At 58.8% G+C, this 13,882-nt stretch carries 11 protein-coding genes; 10 read left to right on the top strand and 1 reads right to left on the bottom strand.

The features are described from left to right. The first annotated feature begins 6 nt into the window (after positions 1-6). A complete protein-coding gene (locus GHN86_RS17080) occupies positions 7-1,521 on the top strand; it encodes a CoA-acylating methylmalonate-semialdehyde dehydrogenase (protein ID WP_153380150.1) in 1,515 nt (504 codons plus the stop codon). Between the two features lie 10 nt (positions 1,522-1,531). Continuing rightward, a complete protein-coding gene (mmsB, locus tag GHN86_RS17085) occupies positions 1,532-2,419 on the top strand; it encodes a 3-hydroxyisobutyrate dehydrogenase (RefSeq protein ID WP_153380152.1) in 888 nt (295 codons plus the stop codon). A gap of 167 nt (positions 2,420-2,586) precedes the next feature. Here mmsB and GHN86_RS17090 read toward each other — a convergent pair whose 3' ends face one another. Then, a complete protein-coding gene (locus GHN86_RS17090) occupies positions 2,587-3,987 on the bottom strand; it encodes an amino acid permease (RefSeq protein ID WP_153380154.1) in 1,401 nt (466 codons plus the stop codon). A gap of 390 nt (positions 3,988-4,377) precedes the next feature. On the opposite strand from GHN86_RS17090, the gene GHN86_RS17095 reads away from it, so the two are divergent. The 8 genes from GHN86_RS17095 to GHN86_RS17130 all read left to right on the top strand — a co-directional run bounded on the left by GHN86_RS17095 (position 4,378) and on the right by GHN86_RS17130 (position 13,813). Continuing rightward, positions 4,378-4,968: an NAD(P)H-dependent oxidoreductase gene (locus GHN86_RS17095; RefSeq protein ID WP_153380156.1), complete on the top strand. Its 591-nt coding sequence runs from the start codon at positions 4,378-4,380 to the stop codon at positions 4,966-4,968. A 67-nt stretch (positions 4,969-5,035) separates the two neighbouring features. After that, complete coding sequence (locus GHN86_RS17100) at positions 5,036-5,947, top strand: LysR family transcriptional regulator (protein WP_323369417.1); 912 nt, start codon at positions 5,036-5,038, stop codon at positions 5,945-5,947. 338 nt (positions 5,948-6,285) lie between these two features. Then, entirely contained in the window at positions 6,286-6,549 is a 264-nt protein-coding gene (locus GHN86_RS17105) for a DUF3077 domain-containing protein (RefSeq protein WP_153380158.1), read from the top strand. A 101-nt stretch (positions 6,550-6,650) separates the two neighbouring features. Next, a complete protein-coding gene (gene ggt / locus GHN86_RS17110) occupies positions 6,651-8,318 on the top strand; it encodes a gamma-glutamyltransferase (RefSeq protein ID WP_153380160.1) in 1,668 nt (555 codons plus the stop codon). Between the two features lie 233 nt (positions 8,319-8,551). Continuing rightward, entirely contained in the window at positions 8,552-9,997 is a 1,446-nt protein-coding gene (locus GHN86_RS17115; protein WP_153380162.1) for a SulP family inorganic anion transporter, read from the top strand. 173 nt (positions 9,998-10,170) lie between these two features. After that, entirely contained in the window at positions 10,171-11,520 is a 1,350-nt protein-coding gene (locus tag GHN86_RS17120; protein ID WP_153380164.1) for a gluconate:H+ symporter, read from the top strand. Next, complete coding sequence (locus GHN86_RS17125; RefSeq protein ID WP_153380166.1) at positions 11,521-12,381, top strand: MurR/RpiR family transcriptional regulator; 861 nt, start codon at positions 11,521-11,523, stop codon at positions 12,379-12,381. 1 nt (position 12,382) lies between these two features. Then, the gene (locus GHN86_RS17130) at positions 12,383-13,813 is read left to right on the top strand and encodes an N-acyl-D-amino-acid deacylase family protein (protein ID WP_153380168.1); all 1,431 of its coding nucleotides are present in this window, start codon (positions 12,383-12,385) and stop codon (positions 13,811-13,813) included. The last annotated feature ends 69 nt before the right edge of the window (positions 13,814-13,882 follow it).

Consider the following 13,882-nt stretch of genomic DNA (forward strand, 5'->3'; position numbering starts at 1 on the left):
ACCTCCATGAGCGTTCCTAACACCCCGTATCAAAACGCCCGCTTGCTGATTGATGGCGAATGGATCGAGTCGCAGACCACCGAGTGGCACGACATCGTTAACCCGGCCACTCAGCAGGTATTGGCCAAAGTCCCTTTCGCCACGGCCTCTGAAGTCAACGCGGCAATTGCAGCGGCCCAGCGCGCCTTTCAGACCTGGAAGCTGACACCCATTGGCGCGCGCATGCGCATCATGCTCAAGCTGCAAGCGCTGATCCGTGAACACTCCACGCGTATTGCCACTGTCCTCAGTGCTGAGCAGGGCAAAACCATTGCCGACGCCGAGGGTGATATTTTCCGCGGCCTGGAAGTGGTTGAACACGCGTGCTCCATCGGTACGTTGCAGATGGGTGAGTTCGCCGAAAACGTTGCAGGTGGGGTGGACACTTACACCCTGCGTCAGCCCATTGGCGTCTGTGCAGGCATCACGCCGTTTAACTTCCCGGCCATGATTCCGCTGTGGATGTTTCCGATGGCGATCGCGTGCGGAAACACCTTTGTCCTCAAACCGTCCGAACAAGATCCGCTGTCGACCCTGATGCTGGTGGAGCTGGCGCTGGAAGCCGGTGTGCCGCCGGGTGTGCTTAACGTGGTGCATGGCGGCAAGGACGTGGTGGACGCCCTGTGCACACACGCTGACATCAAGGCCGTGTCCTTTGTCGGCTCGACCGCCGTGGGCACCCATGTGTATGACCTGGCGGGCCGTCATGGCAAGCGCGTGCAATCCATGATGGGGGCCAAAAACCACGCCGTGGTGCTGCCCGATGCCAACCGTCAACAGACCCTCAATGCGCTGGTCGGTGCGGGGTTTGGCGCAGCCGGTCAACGCTGCATGGCCACTTCAGTGGTGGTGCTGGTGGGCGCGGCTAAACAATGGCTGCCCGATCTCAAAGCGCTGGCGCAAAAGCTCAAGGTCAATGCCGGCAGCGAAGCGGGCACTGACGTCGGGCCGGTCATTTCCAAGCGCGCAAAAGAGCGCGTATTGGGGTTGATTGAAAGCGGGATCAAAGAAGGCGCAGTGCTTGAGCTGGACGGTCGCGGCATCAACGTGCCGGGATTTGAGCAGGGCAACTTTATCGGCCCGACGCTGTTCTCGGGCGTAACCAAGGACATGCAGATTTACACGCAGGAAATCTTTGGCCCGGTGCTGGCGGTGATGGAAGTGGACACCCTTGATCAGGCCATCGCGCTGGTCAACGCTAACCCGTTCGGCAACGGCACGGGCCTGTTCACTCAAAGCGGCGCGGCTGCGCGCAAGTTCCAGACTGAAATCGACGTGGGTCAGGTTGGTATCAACATCCCGATTCCAGTGCCGGTACCGTTTTTCAGCTTCACCGGCTCACGCGGGTCGAAACTCGGCGATCTTGGCCCGTACGGCAAACAAGTCGTGCAGTTCTATACCCAAACCAAAACCGTCACCAGCCGCTGGTTTGACGATGACAGCGTGAATGATGGCGTCAACACCACCATCAACCTTCGCTGAGGGCACGATCATGAATATCGCATTTATTGGTTTGGGCAATATGGGCGCACCGATGGCGCGCAACCTGCTCAATGCTGGACATTCGTTGAACCTGTTCGATCTCAACAAAGACATTCTGGCGGAGCTGGCCGCGCTGGGCGGGCACATCAGTCACTCGCCCCGCGAGGCGGCCCAAGGCACTGAATTGGTCATCACCATGTTGCCGGCTGCCGCGCATGTGCGCAGTGTGTGGCTGGGTGAGGACGGTGTGCTGGCCGGTATCGGTGAAGGCGTGCCAGCCGTGGATTGCAGCACCATCGACCCGCAAACGGCCCGTGATGTGGCGGCTGCTGCCGCCCGGCAAGGGGTGCAGATGGCCGACGCGCCGGTCTCGGGCGGTACGGGTGGGGCACAAGCGGGCACTCTGACGTTTATGGTCGGTGCCTCCCAAGCGCTGTTCGACACCCTGCACCCCGTACTCGCGCAGATGGGCCGCAACATCGTCCATTGCGGGGATGTGGGCACGGGCCAAGTGGCTAAAATCTGCAACAACTTGCTGCTTGGTATTTCGATGGTCGGCGTCAGCGAGGCCATGGCGTTGGGTGCGGCGTTGGGGATCGACAGCGAAGTGCTGGCCGGGGTGATCAACAGTTCGACCGGGCGTTGCTGGAGTTCCGAGGTTTACAACCCTTGGCCCGGCATTGTCGAAACGGCACCGGCGTCACGGGGTTACACCGGCGGTTTTGGTGCCGAACTGATGCTCAAGGATTTGGGGCTTGCTACCGAAGCGGCTCGTCTGGCCCATCAACCTGTGGTGATGGGGGCTGTGGCTCAGCAGTTGTATCAAGCCATGAGTTTGCGCGGGGAGGGCGGTAAAGACTTCTCAGCCATCATCAATAGCTATCGCAAACCCGAATAGGGTTTTTTCCGGGAGTCCGCGTCGGGCGGGTTTCCCGGTTTTTTGCGTTGGCTGTCTTTTTCCCTCACCCCAACCCTCTCCCGGAGGGAGAAGGAGCTAATCTGCTTTTGACTTTAGTCCCCTCTCCCCCCGGGAGAGGGCTAGGGTGAGGGGCTTTGGATGTAAAGTCAGCGCCGAGACAGCGGCTTACCCGTACTCAAACGCACCTGATAAAAACCATAAATGATCAGCAGCCATACCGGGATGGCGTACACCGAGGCACGAACGTCGGGGATCATCCAGATAACCGCAATAATCACCGCCATAAACGCCAGGCACAGGAGGTTGCTGAACGGCGACCAGAATGCCTTGAACGCAGGCGTCTCACCTTTCTCGGTCATGGCCTTGCGGAACTTGAGGTGGGTGAGGCTGATCAATGCCCAGTTGATCATCAGCGAGGCAACCACCAGCGCAAACAGCAGTTCCAGCGCTTTATGCGGCGCCACGTAGTTGACCACCACACACAGCAATGTCACCAGCGCCGACAGACCCAGTGCGCGCAACGGCACGCCGTTTTTGGTCAGTTTCATCAGCGCTTTGGGCGCATCACCTTGTTCGGCCAGACCGAACAGCATGCGGCTGTTGCAGTACACGCCGCTGTTATAGACCGACAGGGCGGCGGTCAACACCACGAAGTTGAGGATTTGCGCGGCGGTATCGCTACCGATCAAGGCAAAAATCTGCACAAAGGGGCTGCTGCCATAGGCATCGCCACCCGCACCCAATGTGACCAGCAACTGATCCCACGGGTACAGGGCCAACAGCACGGTCAGGGCGCCCACGTAGAAAATCAGGATGCGGTACACCACCTGGTTGATGGCCTTGGGAATAACCTTTTTCGGTTCGCTGGCCTCGGCCGCTGTGATGCCCACCAACTCCAGGCCGCCAAACGAAAACATGATGAAGGCCATGGCCATCAACAGCCCGGTGCCGCCATTGGGGAAGAATCCGCCGTGGCTCCACAGGTTGCTGATTGACGCTTGCGGGCCGCCCGTGCCGCTGAACAGCAGGTAGCAGCCCAGCACGATCATGCCGACAATCGCCACGACCTTGATAATGGCAAACCAAAACTCCATCTCACCGAAGACTTTCACGTTCAGGGTGTTGATCAGGTTGACCAGCACGAAGAACACCACGGCACTGACCCAGGTGGGCACTTCGGGCCACCAGAACTGGATGTATTTACCGACCGCTGTCAGCTCGGCCATGCCCACCAGCACGTAAAGCACCCAGTAGTTCCAGCCCGATAGAAATCCCGCATAACCGCCCCAATATTTGTGGGCAAAGTGGCTGAACGAACCCGCGACAGGCTCCTCGACGATCATCTCGCCCAACTGGCGCATGATCAGAAAGGCGATAAAACCGGCAATGGCGTAGCCCAGAATCATCGACGGCCCGGCCGATTTGAGCACGCCCGCCGAGCCCAGAAACAAGCCGGTACCGATAGCGCCGCCCAAGGCAATCAGCTGAATATGGCGATTTTTTAAACCGCGTTTGAGTGTGACCGGGGGGGAATTAGTGTCAACCATCAGGTGCCCTGCACGTTGTTGTTATCGGTAGTGGATCAAATCACCCACGGCGTCTGGGCCCGGGTGGCGGGAAGCCCCGGATATTACTCCGGGTAAAAATGCAGGCATACAGGCGAAAACGACTCTGAGAAATGTCCTACGCATTCAAAGCAGAGTCACCGCACCCGTGCGTAGGTGATAAAGCGGGTGTTTGTTATCGGCATGGCACGACTGGGTGTGCGCCCTTTGGCAACAATCAAATATTGATTTGTGACTACAACGCAAAAGCTATTTGTCCCGACGCGGGTTTTTCTGTGGTGCAAGGCTCTATATCCTGCCCCTCATGATTTAAACCTTTAACGCCCCAAGTCGCTCAACAGCGCTGAGGGTTAACTCCTGACGAGGCTGACGATGAAAAAGATTCTGTTACTGAACGGTGCTAAAAAATTTGCCCACTCCGATGGTCGCTACAACCTGACGATGCATGACACGGCGTTGGCGTTTTTTGATCGCCATGGCTTTGAAGTCAAAGTTACCCACATCGACGAAGGCTATGACGTCGCCGAAGAAGTCGAAAAATACCTGTGGGCGGACGTGGTGATCTACCAAATGCCAGGCTGGTGGATGGGCGCGCCCTGGATCGTCAAAAAATACATCGACGAAGTGTTCACTCAAGGGCACGGCAAGCTCTATGCCAGCGACGGGCGCACCCGTTCCGACGCTTCGCAGCGCTACGGCAGCGGCGGTCTGATTCAGGGTAAAAAATACATGCTGTCACTGACCTGGAACGCACCGCAGCAAGCGTTTGACGACCCTGCGGACTTCTTTGAAGGCAAAGGCGTGGACGCGGTGTACTTCCCGTTCCACAAAGCCAACGAGTTCCTGGGCATGACCGGTTTGCCGACCTTCCTGTGCGTTGACGTGATGAAACGTCCACAGCCAGAGGTTGACGCGGCTCGCTATGAACAGCATCTGAGCGAAGTGTTCGGGCTCAACGCGTAACCGCAATCGCAGCCTCGCTGCGCTCCTCAGCGACTACTATCATGGCGGTTACCAATGAGGGGTGCATGTGAAAGCCAGATCCGATGAGCTGCAAATCTTTGTTTCGGTGATTGAGTGCGGGTCTATTTCCGCCGCTGCCGAACAAGCCGGGCAAACGCCTTCAGCCGTCAGCCGCACGCTGTCACGGCTGGAGGCCAAGCTCGACACCACGCTGATCAATCGCACCACGCGGCGCATGGACCTGACCGAAGAAGGCAAGTTCTTCTTCGAGCGGGCCAAGCTGATCCTGGCGCAGATGGATGAGCTGGAAGAGCGCCTGATCTCGCACCAGCGCACGCCTTCCGGGCGTTTGCGCATCAATGCTGCGGCGCCTTTTGTGCTGCACGCCATCGTGCCGTACATCCCCGAATTCCGTGCGCTGTACCCCGAGATTCAGCTGGAGCTCAACAGCAATGATCTGATCATCGACTTGCTGGAGCAAAGCACAGACATTGCCATTCGCATCGGTCCTTTGGCCGACTCGACATTGCATGCTCGCTCGTTGGGGTGCAGCCCGCTGAACATTCTTGCCAGCCCCGACTACATCGCCCGTCACGGCATGCCCACCAGCGTGGCTGAACTGGCCGACCACACCCTGATCGGCTTTACCCAGAACGATGGTCTCAACCAATGGCCCCTGCGTTATGCACAGGGTGATCGCTGGGCGATTCAACCCGCCATCAGTGCGTCCAGCGGTGAGACGGTTCGTCATTTGGCGCTGCAAGGGCAGGGCATTGCCTGCCTTTCGCACTTTATGACCCATGAAGACATCAGTGCCGGACGATTGCAGGTGGTATTGGCTGAGTTCAACAGCGGCTACCGTCAACCCATCCATGCGGTGTACTACCGCAACTCACAGTTGGCGCTGCGCATTCAGTGCTTTTTGGATTTTATCCAGACCAAACTGGCCAGTTACGCGGAATGTGACGGCCGAGGATAAGCCTCGTGCCTACACATATGGCAACGTCTGATCCGACGCTTCCCTTTCTATTGAACGACGTTTCCTAGAGAATCCTGACCGTCTTGCGGCGTAGCAATTGGGCGAATAGTCTCGGCGAGTCACTGGCATCAGTGACCGGTTTTGACAGACCGACCCAAAAGCACTTTCAGCGCTGTAGACCTTTCTTGATGTTATGGCAGCTGCGTGTGGGGCACTTTCGAGTGCGCCGAGTTTTTGGGTGTTTTTTTCCTCGGTCTGTCAACCCGCACGCAGTTGCCACCCTCACCGATTGACAGCGGTACGTGGCAGCTATTTCAGACTTGCTTTGGAATACACCCATGAAAAAAATCGTCCCCGACCCACCTCTGCATACCCGCGCCCACAAAGGCACCGTGTTATTCAGCACCAACCCCGGCATTTCCCTACAAACCGCCCTCACACACGCCTCTTTATTGCTCAAGGGCGCAGAGCTGACGGCCGATGACATCCGCTCTCACCTCAACGGATACGACGCCGAACAGTTATGGAGCGTCATTCATGGCGTCGAGATGGCGCGCAGTCTGGTTGAGTCGCTTCTGGTGGAGCCCCGCTTGGCTGAGTGAATCCGGCGCGCCCTTCTGCTTTCGTATTTGTTGTTTGAAAACGTGTCTGAAATGAGACAAGGTTTGGACACGTTTAAAAAAACAATAAAAGGAAGTATTGAATGCGCATTGTATGGTTCAAAACATTGGCTCTGACGGCGGCGATTGCAGCCAGTTCATCCGTTTTTGCGGTCACCCTGGAAGGCGGCGCGGTGGCGGCCCCCAATCAATATGGCGCGGATGTCGCTGCGCAGATCCTCAAAAAAGGCGGCAATGCCGTTGACGCCGCGGTCGCTACTGCTTTCGCCTTGGCCGTGACCTACCCCGAAGCCGGCAACATTGGTGGCGGGGGCTTCATGACCCTGTTTATCGACGGCAAACCTTACTTTCTCGACTATCGCGAAACAGCGCCCAAGGCGGCCAGTCGTGACATGTACCTGGACGACAAAGGCGAGATTGTCGAAAACATGAGCCTGGTGGGCGCGCGCGCGGCGGGGGTGCCGGGTACGGTGATGGGCATGTGGGAGGCGCATCAGCGCTTTGGCAAATTGCCCTGGAGTGAGCTGCTGACCCCGGCGGTGGGGTATGCGAAAAACGGCTTCACGGTGGCCGACAAGCAATACCAGTACCGCGAAGATGCGTTAAAGCTGTTTAACGGCACGACCAATTTCGCTGACTACTTTGGCAGCATGAAAAACGGTCAGACTTTCAAGCAACCTGAATTAGCCGAGACGCTGGAGCGCATCGCCGATCAGGGCGCCAAAGAGTTCTACCACGGCAAAACCGCCGACCTGCTGGTCGCGCAAATGCAGCAGGACAAAGGCCTGATTACCAAGGAAGACCTCAACGAGTACAAGGCCCAATGGCGTGAACCGATGCGGGTCGACTGGCGCGGCAACACGCTGTACACCGCGCCGCTGCCCAGCTCGGGCGGGATCGCGCTGGCGCAACTGATCGGCATCAAGGAAGCCCGCGCTGCCGATTTCAAAGGCGTAGAACTGAACTCCGCGCCGTATATCCACTTGCTCGCCGAAATCGAGAAACGCGTGTTTGCCGACCGTGCCGATTACCTCGGCGATCCGGGTTTCGGCAAGATGCCGGTGGCCGCTTTGATTGACCCCGTGTACATCGCCAAGCGGGCGGGTGAAATAAATCCGAAGGCGATCTCGCCGACCGCCAACGTCAAACCCGGACTTGAGCCACATCAGACCACGCACTTCTCAATCGTCGACAAAGACGGCAACGCGGTCAGCAACACCTACACGCTGAACTTTGATTACGGCAGCGGGGTGGTGGTTAAAGGCGCGGGTTTCTTGCTCAACGACGAAATGGACGACTTCAGCTCCAAACCGGGCGTGGCCAATGGGTTTGGAGTGGTGGGGGGCAGCGCCAATGCCATTGAACCGGGCAAGCGCATGCTGTCATCGATGAGCCCAAGCCTGGTCACGCGCGACGGCAAGGTCACGTTGGTGCTGGGCACGCCGGGTGGTTCGCGGATCTTCACCTCGATCTTTCAAGTGTTGAACAACGTCTACGACTACGACCTGCCGCTGCAAAAAGCCGTGGCTGCGCAGCGTGTGCACCATCAGTTGCTGCCTAAAGACACGATCTACTACGACGCGTATGCGCCGATCACTGGCAAGGTGGCTGATGAGCTGAAAGCCATGGGTTACACGGTGGAAGATCAGGGCTGGAACATGGGCGACATTCAAGCCATCCGGGTCAACGGCAGCCAGCTTGAAACCGCTTCCGACCCCCGTGGTCGCGGGGTGGGTAAGGTGGTGAAGTAAATCCACACACACACACGACCCGTAGCAGCTGCCGAAGGCGGCGTCCGATTGCGAAGCGATCGTAAATTCTGCAATCACGGTGTACTTGTTACACCGCAGTGGCTGAATTTACGACTGCTGCGCCGCCGGACGCAGCCTTCGGCAGCTGCTACGGGTTGATATATCCCTGCATGGATTTGTTACCATCCGTTTCTTGATACTTCCCTCCGTTTGTCCTGTCTTTTAGGTACTCCATGAAATTCAAACGTCTGCGCGCTGATGTACTGGCCGGGCTCACGACGTCGTTCGCCCTGCTGCCCGAGTGCATCGCTTTCGCGCTGGTGGCGCATCTCAATCCGCTCATGGGGCTGTACGGTGCGTTCATCATCTGCACCCTCACCGCACTGTTCGGCGGTCGGCCCGGCATGGTCTCGGGTGCTGCCGGGTCAATGGCGGTGGTCATTGTCGCGTTGGTGGTGCAACACGGCGTGCAATACCTGTTGGCCACCGTGCTGCTGAGCGGTTTGATCATGCTGGCGTTCGGCTTGCTTAAACTCGGCAAGCTGGTACGCATGGTGCCGCACTCAGTGATGCTCGGCTTCGTTAACGGGCTGGCGATTGTCATTGCGTTGGCCCAACTCGATCACTTCAAGGACGGTGACACCTGGCTCAGCGGCATGCCGTTGTACCTGATGATCAGCCTGGTGGCGCTGACCATGGCCATCGTCTATCTGCTGCCGCGCCTGACTCGCGCTGCGCCACCTGCCTTGATCGCGATTCTGGGCGTGGGGCTGGCGGTTTATCTGCTGGGGCTACCGACCCGTACATTGGGCGACATGGCCCATATTGCTGGTGGCTTGCCGACGTTTAGCCTGCCGCAGGTGCCGTGGAACCTGGAGACGCTGAGCCTCATCGCGCCCTATGCGCTGGTGATGGCCATGGTCGGCTTGCTGGAAACCCTGTTGACCCTCAATCTCACCGACGAAATCACTGAGAGCCAAGGCTTCCCCGACCGCGAGTGCGTGGCGCTGGGCGCGGCGAACATGGTGTCGGGTGTGTTTGGCGGCATGGGTGGCTGCGCGATGATCGGGCAAACCGTGGTCAACCTCAGCTCGGGGGGGCGCGGCCGACTGTCGGGCATTACGGCGGGGGTCATGATTCTGTTGTTTGTGCTGTTTCTGTCTCCGTTTATTGAGCGCATCCCGCTGGCGGCATTGGTCGGGGTGATGTTCGTGGTGTCACAGCAGACCTTCGCCTGGGCCTCCCTGCGGGTGCTGAACAAAGTCCCGTTGAATGATGTGCTGGTCATCATCGCGGTGACGGTGATCACCGTATTCACCGATCTGGCGGTGGCGGTGATGTGCGGGGTGGTGATTGCGGCGCTTAATTTTGCCTGGCAACACGCGCGTCAACTGTATGCCGACACCGACGTGCAGGCGGATGGCAGCAAGTTGTATCGGGTTCACGGCACGTTGTTTTTTGCGTCAACGACGGCCTTTCTCAAGCAGTTTGATCCGGCCAATGACCCGGCTGACGTCACCCTCGATTGCAGCCATTTGAGTTTCGCCGACTACTCGGCCATTGCCGCGCTCGACACTTTACGTGAGCGCTATAACAAGGCCGGTAAACACCTGCGGGTGGTGCATTTGTCGGCGCGCAGTAAAAAGCTGCTCAAGCGGGCGCGCATCGCGCATGAGTAAGTGCTGGGGATGAAAATACACCGGCGTGATTTTCATTTTGGGCGCTTGCGCATGCCTGAATGCGACAGCACATGCCGGTAAGCGAAAATTAGTTTCAGAAAGATTGATAATTAACCTCGGCAATGCTTTTTAAGTTTCACAAGAACTCAAAAAACATTGCCGGGGACTCACGCATGACGCCATCTTCGGGCTACGGGCTGCTGCTCTACGCCGCCATCGCCATCATTGCGCTGATCGTTTTGATTGCGCGCTACAAGATCAACCCTTTCATTGTTATTACCCTGATTTCAGTCGGGCTGGGCCTTATGGCGGGCATGCCGGCGGGCAGTGTAATTGGTGCTTACGAAGGCGGCGTGGGCAAAACCCTGGGGCATATAGCACTGGTGGTTGCGCTGGGCACGATGCTGGGCAAGATGATGGCCGAGTCGGGCGGTGCCGAGCAGGTGGCGCGCACGTTGATTGATCGCTTCGGGGAGCGAAATGCGCACTGGGCCATGGTCTGCATCGCCTTTCTGGTGGGCTTGCCGCTGTTCTTTGAAGTCGGTTTTGTGCTTTTGGTGCCCATCGCCTTTACCGTCGCCCGCCGGGTGGGGGTGTCGGTGCTGATGGTGGGTTTGCCGATGGTGGCCGGGTTATCCGTGGTGCACGCGCTGGTGCCGCCGCACCCGGCAGCAATGCTGGCGGTTCAGGCGTATCAAGCGTCGGTGGGGCAAACCTTGATGTATGCGATTTTGATCGGCATACCCACAGCGATTATTGCGGGCCCGGTCTTTGCCAAATTTATCGTGCCGCGTATCCACTTGCCCGCGCATAACCCGATGGAACAGCAGTTCATCAACCGTGAGCCGCGTACTCGTTTGCCGAGTTGCAGCCTGACGCTGGCCACCATTTTGTTGCCGGTGGTGCTGATGCTCATTGGCGGTTGGGCCAATCTGATCTCCACGCCGGGCAGTGGCTTTAATCAGTTTTTGCAGTTTATCGGCAACTCGGTCATGGCCTTGCTGATCGCCACGGTGGTCAGTTTTTGGACGCTGGGGTTGGCGCAAGGGTTTAGCCGCGAGTCAATCCTCAAGTTCACCAATGAATGCCTCGCGCCCACAGCCAGTATCACCTTGCTGGTGGGGGCGGGCGGCGGCTTGAATCGCATTTTGATCGACTCAGGTGTCACCACTGAAATTGTCGGGCTGGCGCAGGATTTTCAGCTGTCGCCACTGTTCATGGGCTGGGTATTTGCGGCGCTGATGCGGATTGCCACGGGCTCGGCGACCGTTGCCATGACCACGGCCTCGGGCATTGTCGCGCCGGTGGCCATTGGCATGGGGTATCCCCATCCGGAACTCCTGGTGCTGGCGACGGGGGCTGGCTCGGTGATTTTTTCCCACGTGAACGACGGCGGCTTCTGGCTGGTGAAGGAATACTTCAATATGACGGTCGCTCAAACCTTCAAGACCTGGACGGTGCTGGAAACCTTGATTTCAGTGGTAGCGTTCGGTCTAACCCTCGTGCTCTCGGAGTTGATCTAAATGGACATCCTGTATCAAATTCGAGTGCGTCAGGACACCTTCAGCGCGGCTGAGGCGCGAATTGCTCAGCTGATACTGAGCGATATCGGCTTTGCCGCCAGTGCCAGCCTGGACGAGCTGGCCGTACGTGCAGACGTCAGCAGCGCCACTTTGTCGCGCTTTGCCCGCAGCGTCGGGTGCCGCGATTTGCGTGACTTGCGCTTGCAGTTGGCGCAGGCCAGCGGGGTGGGCAAGCGCTTTTTCGACACGGGCAATCAGCCGGAGCAGTCGGCGTTTTTTCGCCAAATCGTCAGTGACATTGAATCGACACTGCATGAGCATTTGGATGGCTTTAACGGTGGGCATTTCGCGGATGCGGTCAAACTCCTCGGCGAGGCCAGCATGATTCACGCGTTCGGCATGGGCGGCTGTTCCAGTGTGTGCTGCGACGAGTTGCAAGTGCGTTTGGTGCGTTTGGGCTATGCCATCGCGGCGTGTCGGGACGGGGTGATGATGCGGGTGACGGCGGCCACGCTCGGGCCGCAACACGCGCTGATTGTCTGTTCACTGACCGGCCTGACCCCCGAGTTGATCAAGGCGGTGCAACTGGCCCGTAACTATGGCGCCAAAGTTATCGCCATTACGCGACCCGGTACGCCGCTGGCGGAGTTGGCCGACGTGGTGTTGGCGTTGCAAGGCGTGGAGACCAGCTTTATCTACAAACCCACGGCGGCCCGTTACGGCATGTTGCTGGCCATTGATGTGCTGGCCACTGAGCTGGCGCTGTCGATGCCGCATGCCAGCCAGGAACGTTTGCGCCGGATCAAACTGGCGTTGGATGACTATCGAGGCGGCGACGACGGTTTGCCGTTGGGGGATTGAGATGAACTACGACACATTGATCCGCAATGCTCATGTGATTGATGGCAGTAATGCCCCCGGCTATGGCGCTGATGTGGCGCTGCGCGGTGGGCGTATCGAGTGCATTGGCGACTTGAGCGGCAGCCGGGCCGCGCACGAAATCGATGCGGCGGGGCGGGTGCTGGCGCCGGGGTTTATCGATGTACACACCCACGACGACACTGTGGTGATTCGTCAGCCGCAGATGTTGCCCAAGCTCAGTCAGGGGGTGACGACGGTGATTGTGGGTAACTGCGGCATTAGCGCGTCCCCTGTGACCTTGCGCAATGAACCGCCTGATCCGATGAACCTGCTGGGCAACAAGGCCGCGTTTTCGTACCCGCGTTTTGCCGACTACCGCACCGCGGTGCAAGCGGCCCGCCCGGCGCTCAATGTGGCCGCGTTGATTGGCCATACGGCGTTGCGCAGCAACCATATGGATGACTTGCAGCGCACCGCCACGGCCGCAGAAATTGAGGCCATGCGCTTGCAGTTGCGTGAAAGTCTGGAGGCGGGTGCGTTGGGGTTATCCACAGGGCTGGCGTACGCCAGTGCGTTTAACGCCGACACGGACGAGGTGCTGCAACTGGCCGCAGAATTAACCGCGTTCGGCGCGTTGTACACCACGCATTTACGCAGTGAGTTCGAGCCGGTGCTGGAGGCGATGGACGAAGCCTTCTTGATTGGTCGTACCGCACGCGTGCCGGTGATCATCTCTCACCTCAAATGCGCGGGGGCCGGGAATTGGGGGCGCAGTCCGCATCTGCTGGCGGCTTTGGAACAGGCGGCTAAGGCTCATCCGGTGGGGTGCGATTGCTATCCCTATGCCGCCAGCTCGTCGACGCTGGACCTCAAGCAAGTGACCGATGCCTTTCGCATCACCATCACCTGGTCAACGCCGCATCCGCAGATGGGCGGGCGGGATTTGCAGGACATCGCCGCGCAGTGGGGAGTGTCCTTGATGGCTGCCGCGCAGCGTCTGCAGCCTGCGGGTGCGGTGTACTACGGAATGGATGAAAGCGACGTGCGAAGCATTTTGGCGCATCCGTTATCGATGATTGGCTCGGACGGTTTGCCGGATGATCCGTTCCCGCATCCCCGCTTGTGGGGCGCATTTCCCCGAGTGCTGGGGCATTTCAGCCGGGACGTGGGGTTGTTCCCGCTGCACACGGCGGTGCACAAAATGACCGGACTGTCGGCGAGTCGTTTTGGTCTACAAGGGCGGGGCGAAATACGCGAAGGGCATTGGGCGGACTTGGTGTTGTTTGATGCTCAAACAGTGCGCGACGTGGCGGATTTCAACGCGCCGCAACAGGCGGCTGAAGGGATAGACGGCGTGTGGGTAAATGGTGTGTTGAGTTATCAACAGGGTGGCGCGACGGGGCAGCGTGCCGGGGTGTTTTTGCCGCGCTGAGCAAAAGCCCCTCACCCCAACCCTCTCCCGGAGGGAGAGGGGGCTGATGTGTGGTGGTGCGCAGATCGG

The organism is Pseudomonas helleri, from assembly GCF_009600315.1.
Lineage (GTDB): Bacteria > Pseudomonadota > Gammaproteobacteria > Pseudomonadales > Pseudomonadaceae > Aquipseudomonas > Aquipseudomonas helleri_A.

Excerpts from the sequence above, each read along its gene's own strand:
- GHN86_RS17090 (WP_153380154.1), bottom strand. The coding sequence starts at position 3,987 with ATGGTTGACACTAATTCCCCCCCGGTCACACTCAAACGCGGTTTAAAA.
- GHN86_RS17130 (WP_153380168.1), top strand. The coding sequence starts at position 12,383 with ATGAACTACGACACATTGATCCGCAATGCTCATGTGATTGATGGCAGT.
- GHN86_RS17105 (WP_153380158.1), top strand. The coding sequence starts at position 6,286 with ATGAAAAAAATCGTCCCCGACCCACCTCTGCATACCCGCGCCCACAAA.
- GHN86_RS17120 (WP_153380164.1), top strand. The coding sequence starts at position 10,171 with ATGACGCCATCTTCGGGCTACGGGCTGCTGCTCTACGCCGCCATCGCC.
- GHN86_RS17080 (WP_153380150.1), top strand. The coding sequence starts at position 7 with ATGAGCGTTCCTAACACCCCGTATCAAAACGCCCGCTTGCTGATTGAT.
- ggt (WP_153380160.1), top strand. The coding sequence starts at position 6,651 with ATGCGCATTGTATGGTTCAAAACATTGGCTCTGACGGCGGCGATTGCA.
- GHN86_RS17115 (WP_153380162.1), top strand. The coding sequence starts at position 8,552 with ATGAAATTCAAACGTCTGCGCGCTGATGTACTGGCCGGGCTCACGACG.
- mmsB (WP_153380152.1), top strand. The coding sequence starts at position 1,532 with ATGAATATCGCATTTATTGGTTTGGGCAATATGGGCGCACCGATGGCG.
- GHN86_RS17095 (WP_153380156.1), top strand. The coding sequence starts at position 4,378 with ATGAAAAAGATTCTGTTACTGAACGGTGCTAAAAAATTTGCCCACTCC.
- GHN86_RS17125 (WP_153380166.1), top strand. The coding sequence starts at position 11,521 with ATGGACATCCTGTATCAAATTCGAGTGCGTCAGGACACCTTCAGCGCG.